Here is a 16,798-nt window from a genome sequence, read left to right on the forward strand (position 1 = left end):
GTACAACTGCCTATACCATGCACATCAATGAAGCCGTGAATCACTAATCAGCGGTTCCAGCTACTGACCAAAAGTCTAGCAAGAGATGAAAACGGCGCGCCGCCGGGCGGCACGCCAGAACGATTACCCCATTTGTCTTTAATGAAGGCCAATATCATGTCTCAAGCCGTTTCCACCCCCCTGCCCAAATCAGGCGCTTCGTCCTCCTGGACCAAGCAAGATACCGTCTGGATGTTGGGTCTGTACGGCACCGCCATTGGCGCCGGCACCTTGTTCCTGCCCATCAACGCAGGCATTGGCGGTCTGTGGCCGCTGATCGTCATGGCGCTGCTGGCCCTGCCGCTGACTTTCTTCGCTCACCGCGGCCTCACCCGTTTCGTACTGTCCAGCTCCAAGCCGGGCGCCGACATCACCGAGGTGGTGGAAGAGCACTTTGGCGTGGGCGCGGGCAAGCTGATCACCCTGCTCTACTTCTTCGCCATCTACCCCATTCTGTTGGTGTATAGCGTGGCCATCACCAACACCGTGCAATCCTTCATGGTCAACCAGCTGGGCGTGTCCGCTCCGCCGCGCGCCATCCTGTCGCTGATCCTGATCCTGGGTCTGATGGCCATCGTGCGCCTGGGCGAGAAGATGATCGTCAAGGCCATGAGCGTGCTGGTTTACCCCTTTGTCGCCTGCCTGATGCTGCTGGCGCTGTACCTGGTTCCGGAATGGAACAGCTCGGCCATCCAGCAAGCCGGCAGCCTGGGCGACGCCCTGTCCCACGGCGCGTTCTACAAAACGCTGTGGCTGGCCATCCCGGTCATGGTGTTCTCCTTCAACCACTCGCCCATCATTTCGTCCTTCTCGGTTGACCAGCAGAAGCTGCATGGCGACGCCGCTGAACCGGCCGCCGGCCGCGTGCTGATCCGCGCTCACATCATGATGGTGCTGTCGGTGATGTTCTTCGTGTTCAGCTGCGTGTTCAGCCTGTCCCCGGCCGACCTGGCCGCGGCTAAAGCGCAGAACATTTCCATCCTGTCTTACCTCGCCAACCACTTCCGCAACCCGGTGATTGAATGGGTGGCTCCGCTGATCGCCATCGTCGCCATCAGCAAGTCCTTCCTGGGTCACTACCTGGGCGCCAAAGAAGGCTTCAACGGCCTGATCATCAAGCAACTGCGCCAGAGCGGCAAATCCATCGAGACCGCCAAACTGGACCGCTTCACCGCCGTGTTCATGATCATCACCACCTGGGCCGTGGCCACCTTCAACCCCAGCATCCTGGGCATGATCGAAACCCTGGGCGGCCCGGTGATCGCGATGCTGCTGTTCCTGATGCCGATGTACGCCATCGCCAAAGTGCCGGCCATGAAGAAATACTCCGGCGCCGCCAGCAACATCTTCGTGGTTCTGATCGGCCTGATCGCCATCTCCGCCATCTTCTACGATCTGTTCGCCTGATCGCCCTTCTCTGACAGCCCGGCCGGTTACGGCCGGCCGGGCTCCTCAGCATCAAGCCAAAGTATCAAGCCAAGAGGTAAGCAATCATGTTCAGCATGACTGATATCTACAAAATCGGCGTCGGCCCCTCCAGTTCCCACACCGTCGGTCCGATGAAGGCCGGCCACCAGTTCCTGGGCTCGCTCAAGGAAACCGGCCGTTTCAACCAAGTCACCCATGTTCACGTCGACTGCTACGGCTCGCTGGCCCTGACCGGCAAGGGGCATTGCACCGACCACGCCATCATCCTGGGCCTGGCCGGCAATCTGCCGGACACCGTGGACCCGGAACAGACGCCGGCCCTGATCGCCGATGTGGAAAAAACCCGCCAGCTAACGCTGGGCCGCACGCATCAGCGCGTGGGCTTCGACATGGATTTCCACACCGCCAACCTGCCGATGCACGAAAACGGCATGCAGATCCACGCCTTTGTCGGCGACGAGTGCGTGCTGACCAAGACGTATTATTCGATCGGCGGCGGCTTCATCGTGGACGAGGAGCATTTCAATCAAAGCTCCTGCAGCGACACCCCGGTGCCTTATCACTTCCTCAGCGCGCAGCAGATGATGGATATGTGCGAGGAAACCGGCCTGTCCATTTCCGCGCTGGTGATGGAAAACGAAAAAGCCTTCCATGAGGTCAAGGACGTTCAGCAGCATTTCGCCAAAGTGTGGGATGTGATGAAGACCAGCATTGACCGCGGCATGCGCACCGAGGGCAATCTGCCCGGCCCGATGCGGATTCCGCGCCGCGCGCCGGCCTTGCACCGGATGCTGACCAGCTCCTTGCAAGTGGCCAAGGACCCGATGAGCGTGATGGATTGGGTCAATATGTACGCGATGGCGATGTCGGAAGAAAACGCGGCCGGCGGCCGCGTGGTCACCGCGCCCACCAACGGCGCCTGCGGCATCGTGCCGGCGGTGCTGGCCTACTACAACCACTTCATCCAGCCGCTGGACGAGGACAGCTGCCTGCGCTTCTTCCTGTCTTCCGGCGCCATCGGCTGCCTGTTCAAGCTGAACGCGTCGATCTCCGGCGCCGAGGTGGGCTGTCAGGGCGAGGTGGGCGTGGCTTGTTCCATGGCCGCGGCCGGCCTGACCGAGTTGATGGGCGGCAGCCCGTCCCAGGTGTGCATGGCGGCGGAAATCGCCATGGAGCACAATCTGGGCCTGACTTGCGACCCGGTGGGCGGCCAGGTACAGATTCCCTGCATCGAGCGCAACGCCATCGCCGCGGTCAAGGCCATCAACGCCGCGCGCATGGCCATGCACCGCGTCAGCAGCCCCAAGGTGTCGCTGGACAAGGTGATCGCCGCCATGTACGAAACCGGCAAGGACATGGACGCCAAGTACCGTGAAACCTCCTGCGGCGGCCTGGCCCTGCAGATCGTGACCGAGAGCAAGGTGGCGCCGACCCAGGCCATCCGCTGGGTGAACGACGCGGCCTGAGCTTAGGCCAGCCGTCAAAAGACAACGCCGCCGGGGCCAACCGGCGGCGTTTTTTTTGCCCGCGGCTCAGGAGGTCCGCAACTGGCCGTGCGCCGCCTCCGCCAACCGCCCCAGCTCATCCCGCGACAGGCCGGCCGACAAGGCGTAGGCGAAGCGGCCGTCCCACCAATAAAACACGTTGACCGGCCCCTGGCTGGCGAAGCGGAAGCCGGCGTCCCGCCGAGGCGCGGCGGTGGTGGCCACGTACAAGGTCATGCGCTGGCCGGCGGCGTTGTGGTACATGAATTGGGCCACCGGCCCTTGTTCGCCCGGCAACAGCCGGCCGCCGATCAACTCATAGCCTTGCGCGCTCAACAGCGGCGGCTTGACCCGGCTTTGCAGCCGTTTGGACAGCCAGGCCACCAACTGGTCCTGATGCTCGGCGTCGATTTCCACCGGCCGCTTCACGTCCGGGCTGTACACCACATGCGCCATCGCCGCCAAGCGCGGCAAAGGCTCCTGGCCGTCCGCCGCCGCCCACTGCGCAGCCGGCGCTTGCAGCTGACCGCGCAGCAACCAGCCGCCGCCGCCGCCCAGCGCCAACATCAGCACGGACGCGGCCGCGCCCTGCCACCAAGGCACGCTCCACCCTCGCCGCAGCGGGGCCGGCGGCGGCAGCGCGGCGGCCAGCAGGCGCGGCGGGACGGGCTCTCGCAAGGCCGGCTCGAACAAGGCGCCGATGTCGTCCTGCAAACGACGGTAAGCCCGCAGCCGCTCCCGCGCCTCCGGGTGATTTTCCAAATAGGCCTCCACCGCCGCGCGCCGCTCCAGCGGCAAGGCGTCGTCCAGATAAGCCTGCAATTCCTGTTCCGTGACCGTTTCCATCAAACCCCTCCTCCGGCGGCCGGCGTGGCGCCCGCTTCCATCAAGCCGCGCAAGCGCTCGCGGCCGCGGCTTAGCCGCGACATCACCGTGCCCAACGGAATATCCAGCGCCGCGGCGATTTGCTGATAGCTCATGTCCTCCAGCGCCAGCAACAGCAGGACGGCGCGTTGCTCCTCCGGCAGCCGGGCCAGATTGGCCGCCAGTTCGCGCAGCGCCAGGCCGCGCTCCTGCGGCGCGTCCACCGTCAGCTCGGCCATATCCTCCGACAGCGGCTGCCGCCTGGCGCCGTAGCGGCGGAAGTCGTCGATGTGCAACCGATGCATGATGCCGAACAGCCAGGGGCGCAAATCGCGGTCGTCCCGCCATTGCCGCCATTTGCGCCAGGCTTGCTCCAGCGTGTCCTGCACCAGATCGTCCGCCGCGCCCTGATCAAACACCAGGGCGCGGGCATAACGCCGCAGGCGCGGAATGCAGTCCACCAGCAAATGGTGGAAGCGCTGTTGGGCGGCCTCGCTCATCCAGCGGCGGGGGCCAGCACCCGGACAATGGCCTTGCGCGTCAAATCCACCTCAGCAATGCCCAGGTCTTCGTTCAACACCCAGGCCTTGCCGCTGTCCCGGCTGAAGCTGATGGCCTGACGCGGCCCGCTGAAGCCGGTGATTTCCCCCACCGCTTCGAACGCCGGCAAGGACACCACGGTCAGCGAGTGGCTCTTGAGGTTGCCGGAATACAGGAAGCGCCCGTCCGGCCGCAAGGCCGCGCCGTAAGGTTCTTGCCCCACTTTCACCGTCTTGATCACGGTCCGGCTGGGCACATCCACCCAGGACAGCGTATCCGCGCCGCTATTGGCGGCGAACACGCTGCGGCCGTCGCCGCTGACGGAGATGGCGCGCAGCTTGTCGAAACCGCCCACCTCGGCGCGGGTCTCCAGCTTGGCCGCGTCCACCAGGGTGATCTTGTCGCCCAGGAAGTTGGTGACGAACACGGTGCCGCCGTCCGGCGATACCTTGATGCCCTGGCGCGGCTGGGCGAAACCGGTCAGCACTTTTTCCACCTTCCATTGCGGCAGATTGACCACGGTCAGGCTGCCGGCGGCCTGATTATTGACGTATAGCCGGCTGCCGTCCCGGTTCAGCGCGGTGCCGAACGCCCCCGGCCCGATGGCCAGACTGGCTTCCCGCGTCCAACTGCCCGCGTGCCAGCGCTCCACCACGCCCTTGCTGCTGTCGGAGACGTAGAAGCGTTCCCCGTCCGGGGAAAACACGATATTGCGCGGCGTGACGAAGCCCGGCAGTTCGCGCAGCAGCTTGCCGGCACGCAAGTCATAGGCCAGCAGCGTGCCGCGGGAGCTGTTGCCGGCCAGGGCCAGCGTTTCCGCCGGATTGACCGCCAGGGTGTTGTTGCGGATTTGCGGATCGAAAGCCGCCGGCTCCTGCGCCCAGGCCAAGGGTGTCGACAACGCCGCCAACAGCAGCGCCGCCCTCGCTTTAACGCGCCACATGCCATACCTCCTTGAAGCCGTCGCCGGCGCGCTCGCCCGGCTTGCCGTCTTTGGCGAAACGGTACAAGGGCTTGCCTTGATACGCCCACTGCGTCTGGCCGTCGTCGCGGCGGATCCGGCTGAAACCCTCCGGCGCGCTGTCCTCGGCCGCCGCCAGCAAGGGCGGCCACAGCGCCGCGCAAGCCTGATTGCACGCGCTGCGGCCGCTGCCGGCCGCATCCTTGTCGAAGACGTACAGCGTCATGCCTTGCGCGTCCACCAGCGCGCCGTCGCGCCGCGACGCCGCCTCCCCGGCCAACGCGCCCATGCTCAGCGCCGTCAGCGCCACCGCCATCCATGCTTTCATCGCAGACTCCTCCCGTTGTAGAACACGCGGCCACTGCCGGCCCTCATCTCAAGGCCTGCGCGCCGCGGCGCTCCATCTTGACGAAACCGCCGACCATTCGGCGTTCAGTACGGGGTATACGGACGGACGGCGCGCTTTATTCCCGCCGCGACGCGTTTTTTTCAGTTCCTGCCGCCAAAGCATGAAAAAACCGCCGGTTTCCCGGCGGTTTTGTGCGAATGGCCGTCAGCGCTTAGGCCGGCGCCATGCCCACCCAGCCTTGCGGAATGGACTCCAACAGCTTGCGGGTATAGCTCTGCCGCGGCTCGCGGTAGATCTGATCCGCGTCCGCCTGCTCCACCACCTCGCCCTTGTTCATCACCATCACCTGGTCGGAGATATGCTTCACCACCGCCAGATCGTGCGAGATGAACAGATAGGACAGGCCGTATTCGTCCTGCAGGTCTTGCAACAGGTTCAGCACTTGCGCCTGCACCGACACGTCCAGCGCCGACACCGATTCGTCGCAGATCAGCACTTCCGGCTTCAAGGTCAGGCAGCGCGCGATGGCGATGCGCTGACGCTGGCCGCCGGAGAACTCGTGCGGGTATTTCTGCAGCGCCCCGGCCGGCATCCCCACCTTGTCCAGCAGTTCCTGCGCCAGCTTGCGCCGCTCGCCGCCGTCGCGGCCGATGCCGTGCAGCTGCATCGGTTCGCTCAGGATCTGCTCCACGGTGAAGCGCGGGTTCAGCGAGGCGTAGGGGTTCTGGAAGATGACCTGGATGCGCCGTTTGTAGGCGTGGAAGGCCTTGGCGTCCATGCCCAGCAGGTCCTGGCCGTGGAACAGCGCCTGGCCGCCGCTGGCTTGGTGCAGCCGCACCAGGGTCAGACCGACGGTGGTCTTGCCGGAGCCGGATTCGCCGACGATGCCCAGGGTTTTGCCCTTGGCCAGCTTGAAGGACACGTCCTTGACCGCGTGGAACTGGCGTTTGCCGAACAAGCCTTCGCGCACGTCGAAGGATTTGCTCAGCCCGCGCACGTCCAGGATGATTTCGTCGTCGTCCCGGTAGCCGCGCTCGCGTTGCGGCGGCTCCACATAGCCGCCCGGCTGCAGGAAGTCGTCGATCACCGCCAGCCGTTGCGGCCGCCGGTCCAGGTGCGGGCGGCAGGCCAGCAGCGCCTTGGTGTAGGCGTCCTGCGGCGCGTCGAAGATTTGCTGCACGCTGCCCTGTTCGCGGATTTCGCCGTGACGCATGACGATGACTTCGTCGGCGAACTCGCCCACCACGCCCAGATCGTGGGTGATGAACAGCACCGCCATATCGTGTTTCTTCTGCAGGTCCGCGATCAGTTGCAGGATCTGCTTCTGGATGGTCACGTCCAGCGCGGTGGTGGGTTCGTCGGCAATCAGCAGCTTGGGTTCGCAGGCGATGGCCATCGCGATCATCACCCGCTGCTGCTGGCCGCCGGACAGTTGGTGCGGATAGCTGTCCACCTTGCTTTCCGGTTCCGGCAGGCCCACTTCGCGCAACAGTTCGATCGCGCGCCGGCGCGCGGCGCGGCGGCCCAGCTTGGCGTGCAGCATCAGGGCTTCCATGATCTGCTCGCCCACGCTGAACACCGGGTTCAGCGAGCTCATCGGCTCCTGGAAGATCATCGCGATGTCTTTGCCGCGCAGCGCGCGCATCTCGGCGCCGCCGGCCTTGAGCAGATCCCGCCCTTGCAGCAGGATCTGGCTGTCCGGGTGGATGCTGGCGTGCTGCGGCGACAGCAGGCGCATGATGGCCATGGAGGTCACCGATTTGCCGGAGCCGGATTCGCCCACCAAGGCCACGGTGCGCTTGGCCGGGATGTCGAAGCTGACGCCCTTGAGCGCCTGGAAATCGCCGCCGTTCTCCTGACGGAACGCCACTTTGAGATTGCGCACCGACAGCAGGGTCTGGTTCTGAGTCATAGTCTGTTCTCCCCGCTCACTTCGCCGCCGCGCGCGGGTCCAGCGCGTCGCGCAGCGCGTCCACCAACAGGCTGAAGGCGGTGACCAGCAGCGACATGGACAAGGTAACCGCCAGCATTTGCCACCAATAGCCCTGGATCAGCTCGGTGGGCGCTTCCGCCAGCATCGATCCCAGGCTGACCTGGCGCACGCCGACGCCGAAGCCGAGGAAGGACAGGATGGCTTCGTACTTGATCAGCGCCACGGTGAGCAGGGAAAACTGCACCAGCAGCAGATGGGAGATATTGGGCAGGATGTGGACGAACATCTTGCGGGCGTTGCCGGCGCCGATGGCGTCCGCCGCCTGCACGTATTCGCGGCCCTTGAGCTTCAGGTATTCCGCGCGCACCAGGCGGAAAGTGCCGGTCCAGCTGGTCAGCGCCATCACCGCGACGATGGTGGTGATGCCGCGGCCGGAGACGGCGGCGAAGGACAGCAGCAACAGCATGTCCGGCACCGAGGTGAACACGCTGTAAAACCAGCCCAACGCGTCGTCCACCCTGCCGCCGAAATAGCCGGCCGCCGCGCCCAGCGCGCAGCCCACCAGCAAGGCCGACACCGCGCCGAACACGCCGACGAAGATGGAGGTGGACGTGCCTTTCAGCGTTTTCTCTATCACGTCGCGGCCGCGCAGATCCGCGCCGAAGGGCAACGCGGCGCGCTTGGCCGGCGCGGCCTGCGCGTATTCGCCCACATGCTGCCGCGCCTGTTGCAGCTCCTGGCCTATCGGGTCTTCCTCCGGCGTCATGGTGACGATGGGGGCGGACGCCTGGGCGGGCTTGGCCGGCTCCGGCGGCAACACGTCGTCGGCGGAGGCCTGCACCCAGCTGGGCGGCGCGTAGGGCACGGCGATTTCGTCGGTCCAGCCGCCGCCCACCAGATTGAACCAGCCGCCGACGGCCAGCAGCAGGTAGACCGCCACGATCCATAGCGAAACAAAGCCCACTTTCTTGCGTTTCAGCCTTTGCCAGCCCAGCGCCCACAAACCGCGCGAGGGGGCGGCCGGCGCGGCGCCGGCGCCATTATGCAATGTCGTCATTTCCAGCCCTCTCTCACTTGAGCTGCACGCGCGGGTCGATCAGCTTGTAGACCAGATCGCCCAGCAGATTGAACACCATGGTGGCGATGGCGATATAGATGGTGATGGCCTTGATCACCGGGAAATCGCTCTTGTTCACCGCCATCACCACCTCGTTGCCCATGCCGGGAATGCCGAAGAAGCTTTCCAGCACCAGCGCGCCGATCAACATATAAGGCAGCGACATCATCACGCTGGTCACCACCGGGATCAGCGCGTTGCGCAGCACGTGCTTGAGCATCACCGCGCGTTCGGACAGGCCCTTGGCGCGCGCGGTGCGCACGTAGTCCTGGCCGATTTCCTCGACGAAGAAGCTGCGGTAGAAGCGGATGTCCGGCCCCAAGGACACCATCAGGCCCATCAGCAACGGCAGCGGCACGTAGACGAAGAGATTGACCCAGAAGGCATCCCCCCAGCCGCGCACCGGGAACCAGCCCATTTTGAAGGCCAGGAAATACTGGCCGGCGATGATGTAGACCAGCGCGCTGACCGACATGGCCACGGTGCAGGCGATGGTGACGATGTGATCGGTCAGGCCGCCGCGGAAATAAGCGACCAGCGCCGCCAGCGGGATGGCGATCAGCAGGTCCACCACCAGCATGGCGCCGGTCAGCGTCAAGGACGGGCCGACGCGGCTGCCGATGATGTCGGCCACCGGCTGCTGGGTGGACCAGGAGGTGCCGAAGTCCAGCGTCAGCACCTGTTTGACGAAGATCCAGAACTGCTGCGGCAGGCTCTGGTCCAGGCCGAGCTGGGCGCGGATATTGGCCAGCACGTCCGGCGTCAGGTGCTTGCCGGCCAGCACCAGCGACGGATCGCCGCCCACCAGGGTGAACAGGGTGAAAACCAGCAGCATGACGCCAAACAGGGTTGGGATCATCTGCAGGATGCGACGGATGATAAAAGCGGACATGATGTTCTCCTCGCCTGCCGCTTACTTCTGCACGTCCAGGAAACGCCAGATGTAGTTGTAGTTGGGATGCAGCTTGGCGCCGCGCACCCAGGGCTGGATCAGCGTGTTGCGGAAACGGGTGTCGCTGAAGGCCCAGGGCGTGTCCGCCATCACGATCTTGTTCATCGCGTCGTACAAGCGGTTGCGTTCCGGGCCGTCTTCCAGATTGCGGGATTGCTCGTACAGCCGGTCATAGCGCGCGGACTGATAGCAGGCGTAGTTGACGCCGCCAGTATTGGGGCCGTACAGCAGCTGGACGAAGTTTTCGCCGTCCGGGAAGTCCGCGATCCAGGCCGCGCCGTTCATGCCGAACTTGCATTCGCGCTGCGCCTTGATCTGTTCGTTCCACTGCATCACGCGGAAGTCCACGCGCACCTTGATCAGATCGAAGGCTTTCTGCCAGTACTCGTTCCATTGCTTGTCGATGGCGGTGGGACCGGTCAGGAAGTCCACCACCATCGGCGCGCCGTTTGGCTGGCGACGGTAGCCGTCCGCGCCCTTTTTGTAGCCGAAGCGGTCCAGCAAGGCGTTGGCCAGCGCCGGGTTGTAGGGAAAGGCGCCGCGGAAATCCGGATTGTGGCCGGCCACATTGGGCGGCACCACGTACTGGACCTTGACCGCCTGGTTGCGGCGGATGTCGCGTATGGTTTCGTCGGTGTTGAAGGCCATGGTGATGGCGCGGCGCAGCGCGATCTTGTCCTTGCCGTAGCCGCCCACCACCGGGTCTTTCATGCCGAAGGCGTAGAAGGTGATTTCCTCGTCCAGGCTGCGCAGCAAGCGGACGCCCTGGCGCTGGAGATCCGGCTTCAGTTCCGCCCGCCACGGATTGCTCGGGTCCATGCGCAGCAGCTGCCGGATCAAGGGCTGGGGAATGCCCACCAGGTCCAGTTCCGCGCTCTTGAACGCCAGCCAGGTGGGCTGTTCCTCCTGGATCACCGACACTTCGATGCGGCCGATCTGCGGGTAGCTTTTGCCGTTCATCTCGCGGGCGACGCGCTGGTCTTCCGGATTGTCGCCCGGCGGGTAGTTGAAAGTCTGCTTGCGGAAATGAGGGTTGGCCACCAGCGAGATGTGGGTGCCCGGCTGCCATTTGGCCAGCATATAGGGACCGGTGCCCACCGGGTGGGCGTTGGTGTTGCTGCCGTAAGCCTCCACCGCCTCGCGCGCCTGGCCTTGCACAAAGGGCGCGGCCAGGATGTATTTCAGCGCCGGGTACGGCTGGGTCAGCTTCAGTTGCAGGGTGTAGCGGTCCAGCGCGCGCACGCCGGCCACCGGCGCGTCGTAGTTGATCTTGCCGCCGGCGGGCTTGGCCCAGGCGTCCAGGCCGACAAACTTGCCGGCCACCAGATCGCTGATCGGCGAGGCGACCGCCGGATCGATCAGCCGCTTGAAGGCGTAGACGTAGTCTTCCGCCGTCAGCTCGCGCTTCTTGCCCTTGAAGGCCGGGTCCGGCGCGAAGTACACGCCTTTTTTCAGGGTGAAGGTATAGGTTTTGGCGTCGGCGCTGACCGCGGGCATGGCGGTGGCGACATTGGGCACCACCTTGACCGGCCGCGCCAGGTAGTCGAAGGTCAACAGCGGGTCGAAGATGTGTTCGATGATGGCGCCGGAATAAATGTCCGAGGTCTTGGACGGGTCGAAACCGGTCTCCGGCGCGTTGAAGGCCACATGCAGCACCTTGTTCATGTCGGCGGCCTGCGCCGACACGCCTCCCCACGCCATCAGCGCCAGCAGCGCGCATCGCTTCAGGCTCATGATTTTCTCCTTTGTTGTCGCTTCGGCCTGGCGTCTTGCACCGGCCTGCTTATTATGTCGCCGCTCTAGCGGCTCTTAGAACGTGTTTACGATCTCGCGAGCTAAGGCGAGACAAGGCGAAAACGAGCGAAAAAGCGGAATATACACGTGGTACATAAGCATTTTGAGCTTGGTTTCAACGCCCATTTCTATCCATCCCGCCGACGCGCAGCAGATCGTAAACAGGTTCTTAACACTCATGAACAAGGTGCGCCGGCGCTGCTTGTTGACAAGCGGCGGCGGCGACGCCATCGTAAAAGTATCCCTTCAAACCACCTCAGGCGGACGCCGTCTCCCCCCGCCTGACACATTGCTCAGGAGCGCCTCATGAAAACAACGCTAGCGCTGTCCCTGCTGGCCGCCAGCCTGCTGACCGGCTGCGCCACCCAGGCGGGTTACGCGCAAAAGGTCTACGGCTGGCAAGGCCGCGACGTCAACGAGATGCTGGCGCAATGGGGCGCGCCCACCAGCCAGCTGACCATGCCCAACGGCAATCAGCTCTACACCTACCGCAGCGCCTACAGCCAGGAAATGCCCTATCAGGGCGGTTTCTACAACTACCCCTGGGGCTTCAGCGGCGGCGGCTCGGTGTATTACCGCTGCACCACCAACTTCGTCGCCGATCCTAAAACCCATACCATCCAGTCGGTGAGCTTTGAGGGCAACGACTGCGTGGCGCCCCCTAAAAATTAAACACCGTCCTCGCCAAAAGAAAGAGCCTGCGCAAACGCAGGCTCTTTTCGTTTCAATGTTCGGCCGCCGGCTGGTGCGCCGGCTTGCCGCCCAATAGGCGGCGCACCCGGCTGCGCAGGCCGTCCAGATAGGTGTAGACCACCGGCACCACGATCAGGGTCAGCACGGTGGAGGTCAGCAAGCCGCCGATGATGGCGTGCGCCATCGGCCGGTTGCTTTCCGAACCGTCGCCGGTGCCCAGCGCCAAGGGCAGCATGCCGAAGATCATCGCCAGGCTGGTCATCATGATGGGGCGCAGCCGCACCCGGCCGGCCTCGACGATGGCCTGGTTGCGCTCCATGCCTTCGCGCCGCGCCTGGTTGACGAAGTCCACCAGCAGGATGCCGTTCTTGGCGGCCAGGCCCATCAGCATGATGATGCCGATCACTGAGAACATATTCAGCGTGGAGCCGAACAGATATAGCGAACAGAACACGCCGACGAAGGCCAGCGGCAAGGCCATCATGATGGTCACCGGCAGCGTGAAGCTGCGGAACTGCGCGGCCAGGATCAGATAGATGAAGATCACCCCCAGCGCCAAAGCCTGCACCGCGTAGCCCAGCGATTCCTGCATGTCCTTTTGCTGGCCGCCCTGCACCAGCATCACGCCCGGCGGCAGCTTCAGGCCTTCCACCAATTGATGCACCTCGGCGGAGACGGTGCCGGCGTCGCGGCCTTCGATATTGGCCAGGATGGTGATCTCGCGCATCATGTTGACGCGCTTGATCTGGCGCGGGCTGATGCCCTGCCGGGTCTCTATCAGCGAGGACAGCGGGATCATATTGGCCGCGCCGTGCGCATCCGGCCGCCCGGCCACGGTCAGCGCGTCCAGCAGCTCCTGACGGCGCTCGGACTTGGGCACCCGCAGCTTGACGTCGTAGTTTTCGCCGTCCGGCGCTTCCCAGGTGGTGACCGCGTTGCCGGCCAACAGGATGGACAGGGTCTTGCCCACGCGGGCCAGGTCCACGCCCAGGCTGGTGGCGGCGTCGCGCTTGAGCACCAGGTTCAAGGCCGGGTCGCCTTCGCTGAGGTTGGATTCGATGTCGCGCACGCCGTGGATCTTGCCCAGCCGGCGCATCAGGTCTTCGGACACCGCGCTCAGTTCGCGCAGGTCGCTGCCGCGCAAGCCCACCTTGACCGGCTTGCCCTGCTGCTGCTCGTTGGCCACGGATTTGATGGTGACGCCGGCCACCGGCAGCACCCGCGCGCGCGCGTCGGCGATCACCTGCCCCAGGGTGCGCTGACGGCTGTTCTTGTCGCCGATGTCCACCGTCACCGAGCCGTCGTTCTTGCCGGCGCCGAAATTGCCCTCGCCCACATTCATCGAGATCGACTTGATTTCGGGAATGCCCTTCACCGCCGCCGCCAGTTCATGGCCCTTGGTGGCGGTGTATTCCAGCGCCGATCCGGGCGCGGTCTGGTAGCTGATGGTGAATTTGCCGCTGTCGCGCTCCGGGATGAACTCGCCGCCGATGCCCGGCACCAGCGCGAAGCTGGCGACGGTCAGCAGCAAGGCCGTGCCCAGCACGGTCTTGCGGTGGGCCAGCGCCCAGCGGATCACGCCGACGTAACGCTCCGACAACCGGTCCAGCGAGCTTTCGAAGGCGTCCAGCATCCGCCCCAGCGGGCCGCGATGCTTGTCGCCGTGGTGGTGCGGATCGTGCCAGATGGAGGACAGCATCGGGTCCAGCGTGAAACTGACCAGCATGGAGATCAGCACCGCCACCGCCACGGTCAGGCCGAACTGGTGGAAGAACTTGCCGATGATGCCGCCCATGAAACCCACCGGCAGGAACACCGCCACCACGGTCAGCGTGGTGGCCAGCACCGCCAGGCCGATTTCATTGGTGCCGTCCAGCGCGGCCTGATAATGGCTCTTGCCCAGGCCGGCGTGGCGCACGATGTTTTCGCGCACCACGATGGCGTCGTCGATCAAAAGGCCGATGGACAGCGACAGGGCCAGCAGGGTCAGCATGTTCAGGGTGAAGCCGAACATCTGGATGGCGAACAAGGTGCCGATCAGCGACACCGGCAGGGTCAGGCCGGTGATCACGGTGCTGCGCCAGCTGCCCAGGAACAGGAAGACGATCAGCACGGTCAGGCCGGCGCCTTCCAGCAGCGTGGACTCGACGTTGTTCAGCGACTTCTTCACGTCCTCGGCGGTGTCGTAGGTGTAGCGCACCTGGACCCCGGCCGGCATCTGGTTCTTCAGCTCCGCCACCCTGGCCTTGACGCCCTCGGCCACTTCCACCACGTTGGCGCCGCGCGCGGCGCGCAAGTCCAGCGACACGCCGGGCCGGCCGTCTATCAGCGAGATGCTGGACTGCTCGGCCTCGGTGTCGGCCACGGTGGCGATGTCCTCAAGCCGGATGGGCGCGCCGTTACGGTAACCCACCGCCAGTTGCGAGAAGTCGTCGGCGGATTTCAATTTGCCGGCGACGCGGATCGCCCACTCCTTGCTGACCGCCGACACCGAGCCGGCGGGGAAATCCTGGTTGGCGGCGCGCAGCGCGTCGGCCACGTCCTGCAAGGACAGGCCGGAGGCCTCCAGCCGCACCGGGTCCACGTCGACGCGGATCTCGCGGCGCACGCCGCCGATCAGCTTGACGTCGCCGACGCCGGCCACCATCTGCAGCCGCTTTTTCAACACCTTGTCCACCCAGGTGGTCAGTTCGCGCGGCCGGGTCTGGTCCGAGGTCAGCACCAGGGTCAGCATGGGGTTGTCGTTGGGGTCCACCTGGGACACGGTGGGCGCGGATATCTCGCGGCGGAACTGGCCCTGGATGGCGCCTATCTTGTCCCGCACGTTCTGCACCGCCGACACCGGATCCACCGACAGCTCGAACTCCACCACCACGGTGGAATTGCCTTCCATGGAATAGGAGCGGATTTCCTTGATGCCGTTGATGGTGTTGACCGCCTCTTCCACCGGCTTGGAGATTTCGCTTTCCACCACTTCCGGCGAGGCGCCCGGATAGTCGGTGGACACCAGGGCGATGGGGAAGCGGATATCCGGCATTTCCTCCACCGCCAGCCGCTGCCAGGAAAACAAGCCCAGCACCACCAGCGTCATCATCAGCACGGCGGCGAAATAGGGATTGCGGACACTGATTCGGGTCAGCCACATGCTGCGCCCCTCCGCTTAGAGTTTGCTGCCCGGCAGGGAGACCGGATCGCCGGCCTTCACCCCCACCAGGTCCACGGCGATCACGTGCTCGCCCGGCTTGACCCCGGACACCGCCGCCAGCCGGTCCGCCTCGGAACGCAGCAACAGTTCCACCGGCCGCCGCTCCAGCCGGCCCTGGCGCGCCACCAGCACCCAGGGCTGGCCGTCCGGATCGTGAATGGCCGGCAGCGGCAGCACGATCTGGTCGTTGATCTGGCGCAGCACAATGCCGCCCTTGGCGAACTGCCCGGCCTTCAGCTTGTATTCCGGGTTCTTCACGCGGATGTACAGGGTGAAGCTGCGGGTGCCCGCCACCGCCACCGGATTGATGCGCACCACTTCGCCGCGCTGCGGCTCGGCCAGGCCGTCCACGCTGAAGCCGGCCTGCATGCCGGGCTGGATCTGCGAGATCAGCCGCGCCGGAACGGTGGCGGCGATTTCCAGCACCGACAGGTCGGCGATGGCGAACAGCACCGCGTTCTTGCCGGCCACTTCGCCCGGATTGATCTTGCGCTCGTAGACCACGCCGTCTATCGGCGCGCGGATCTGGGTGTCCGCCAGCAGTCGGCGCGCGCGCGCCAGCTGGGTGGCCTGGGCCTTGGCTTCGCCCTCCTTCACCCGGTAATCGCTGTCGAATTCGTCATAGGCGATCTGCGAGATGAAGCCCTTGTGCAGCAGCTCGCGCTGTTTTTCCAGTTTGACTTTGGCCAGGCGCAGCCGCGCCTCGGTGTTGGCCACCTGGGCGTTCTGTTCCGTCACCGATTGCGACAGCACTTCGGCGTCCAGCACCGCCAGCACCTGACCGCGCTTGACCGCCTCGCCCTCGCGCACGCGCACTTCCTTGACCCGGGCCTCCACCTCGGCGGCCACGGTGCCGCTGGTCAGCGCGTTGAGCGATCCGGTGAAGGCGATCGTCGCCGCCAGCGCGCGCGGCTTGGCCGCCATCACATCCGCGGTGGACAGCGCCCGCGCCACCGGCGCGGAGGCCGCGGCCTTGCCGGCGGCGCCCTCCTTGGGCGGGTCGGACGGCTTGGCGCCGCAAGCCGCCAGCGTCAACGACAAGAGCGGGACTATGACAAATCGTGTGTTCATCTGTTTTGTTCTTTTCTATGGTTGAGCCGCCTGCGACGCGAGGCTCGGACACGCGCTATCGGCCGCCGCGTCAGGCTCGGCGGCCGCGCATCCAGGACGATGAAACGACGCAAGATTCCCCCTTGCGCCGGCGCGGCCGGACCAGGGCCGCTCGGCATCATCCCACAGGCTTCGCCGCGGGATATGCCATTGTGTGGTCGTATTGTCTTGTTGTTGTGAAACGTGGGCGAACAAGCCTCAGCCAAGCATTTGGGCGGCCTGACTGCGGCCGCCCGTTATCATGCCACAACACTATCCATTAAACATATGTCATTGCACAAACTGCTCGGAGCCCACGATGCCCAATTTAGTCACACCCAAACGCTGAG

At 65.0% G+C, this 16,798-nt stretch carries 13 protein-coding genes; 3 read left to right on the forward strand and 10 right to left on the reverse strand.

The features are described 5' to 3' along the window. The first annotated feature begins 156 nt into the window (after window positions 1-156). On the forward strand, window positions 157-1,446 hold the full coding sequence (locus ACODSD_RS19200) for an HAAAP family serine/threonine permease (protein ID WP_107801908.1): 1,290 nt from the start codon (window positions 157-159) through the stop codon (window positions 1,444-1,446). Window positions 1,447-1,532: 86 nt separating this feature from the next. Next, window positions 1,533-2,933: an L-serine ammonia-lyase gene (locus ACODSD_RS19205; protein ID WP_107800124.1), complete on the forward strand. Its 1,401-nt coding sequence runs from the start codon at window positions 1,533-1,535 to the stop codon at window positions 2,931-2,933. A 66-nt stretch (window positions 2,934-2,999) separates the two neighbouring features. Here the strand turns inward: ACODSD_RS19205 and ACODSD_RS19210 are convergent, their stop codons facing one another. The 8 genes from ACODSD_RS19210 to ACODSD_RS19245 all read right to left on the reverse strand — a co-directional run bounded on the left by ACODSD_RS19210 (window position 3,000) and on the right by ACODSD_RS19245 (window position 11,401). After that, window positions 3,000-3,797, reverse strand: coding sequence for an anti-sigma factor family protein (locus tag ACODSD_RS19210; protein WP_488878065.1), 798 nt, complete (start codon window positions 3,795-3,797; stop codon window positions 3,000-3,002). Continuing rightward, entirely contained in the window at window positions 3,797-4,315 is a 519-nt protein-coding gene (locus tag ACODSD_RS19215; protein ID WP_488878066.1) for an RNA polymerase sigma factor, read from the reverse strand. Before ACODSD_RS19215 ends, ACODSD_RS19210 begins: the two co-directional genes overlap by 1 nt. Continuing rightward, on the reverse strand, window positions 4,312-5,298 hold the full coding sequence (locus ACODSD_RS19220; RefSeq protein WP_107800121.1) for a YncE family protein: 987 nt from the start codon (window positions 5,296-5,298) through the stop codon (window positions 4,312-4,314). Before ACODSD_RS19220 ends, ACODSD_RS19215 begins: the two co-directional genes overlap by 4 nt. After that, window positions 5,285-5,644: a COG4315 family predicted lipoprotein gene (locus ACODSD_RS19225; protein WP_166453132.1), complete on the reverse strand. Its 360-nt coding sequence runs from the start codon at window positions 5,642-5,644 to the stop codon at window positions 5,285-5,287. The genes ACODSD_RS19220 and ACODSD_RS19225 overlap by 14 nt, the downstream gene beginning before the upstream one ends. A gap of 232 nt (window positions 5,645-5,876) precedes the next feature. Continuing rightward, the gene (locus ACODSD_RS19230; protein ID WP_488878067.1) at window positions 5,877-7,577 is read right to left on the reverse strand and encodes an ABC transporter ATP-binding protein; all 1,701 of its coding nucleotides are present in this window, start codon (window positions 7,575-7,577) and stop codon (window positions 5,877-5,879) included. A 16-nt stretch (window positions 7,578-7,593) separates the two neighbouring features. Further along, window positions 7,594-8,655: an ABC transporter permease gene (locus ACODSD_RS19235; protein WP_107799537.1), complete on the reverse strand. Its 1,062-nt coding sequence runs from the start codon at window positions 8,653-8,655 to the stop codon at window positions 7,594-7,596. 13 nt (window positions 8,656-8,668) lie between these two features. Next, window positions 8,669-9,607 (reverse strand): ABC transporter permease, encoded by a 939-nt coding sequence (locus tag ACODSD_RS19240; RefSeq protein ID WP_107799538.1) that lies wholly within the window; start codon window positions 9,605-9,607, stop codon window positions 8,669-8,671. 21 nt (window positions 9,608-9,628) lie between these two features. Continuing rightward, the gene (locus ACODSD_RS19245) at window positions 9,629-11,401 is read right to left on the reverse strand and encodes an ABC transporter substrate-binding protein (protein WP_488878068.1); all 1,773 of its coding nucleotides are present in this window, start codon (window positions 11,399-11,401) and stop codon (window positions 9,629-9,631) included. A gap of 366 nt (window positions 11,402-11,767) precedes the next feature. On the opposite strand from ACODSD_RS19245, the gene ACODSD_RS19250 reads away from it, so the two are divergent. Continuing rightward, on the forward strand, window positions 11,768-12,133 hold the full coding sequence (locus tag ACODSD_RS19250; RefSeq protein WP_081551307.1) for a hypothetical protein: 366 nt from the start codon (window positions 11,768-11,770) through the stop codon (window positions 12,131-12,133). Window positions 12,134-12,185: 52 nt separating this feature from the next. Here the strand turns inward: ACODSD_RS19250 and ACODSD_RS19255 are convergent, their stop codons facing one another. Both ACODSD_RS19255 and ACODSD_RS19260 read right to left on the reverse strand, forming a co-directional pair. Continuing rightward, window positions 12,186-15,299: an efflux RND transporter permease subunit gene (locus ACODSD_RS19255; protein ID WP_107799541.1), complete on the reverse strand. Its 3,114-nt coding sequence runs from the start codon at window positions 15,297-15,299 to the stop codon at window positions 12,186-12,188. A 15-nt stretch (window positions 15,300-15,314) separates the two neighbouring features. Then, window positions 15,315-16,430, reverse strand: a complete 1,116-nt coding sequence (locus ACODSD_RS19260) for an efflux RND transporter periplasmic adaptor subunit (protein WP_107799542.1) — start codon at window positions 16,428-16,430, stop codon at window positions 15,315-15,317. Window positions 16,431-16,798: the final 368 nt, after the last annotated feature.

Source organism: Chromobacterium sp. FG22, assembly GCF_057809415.1.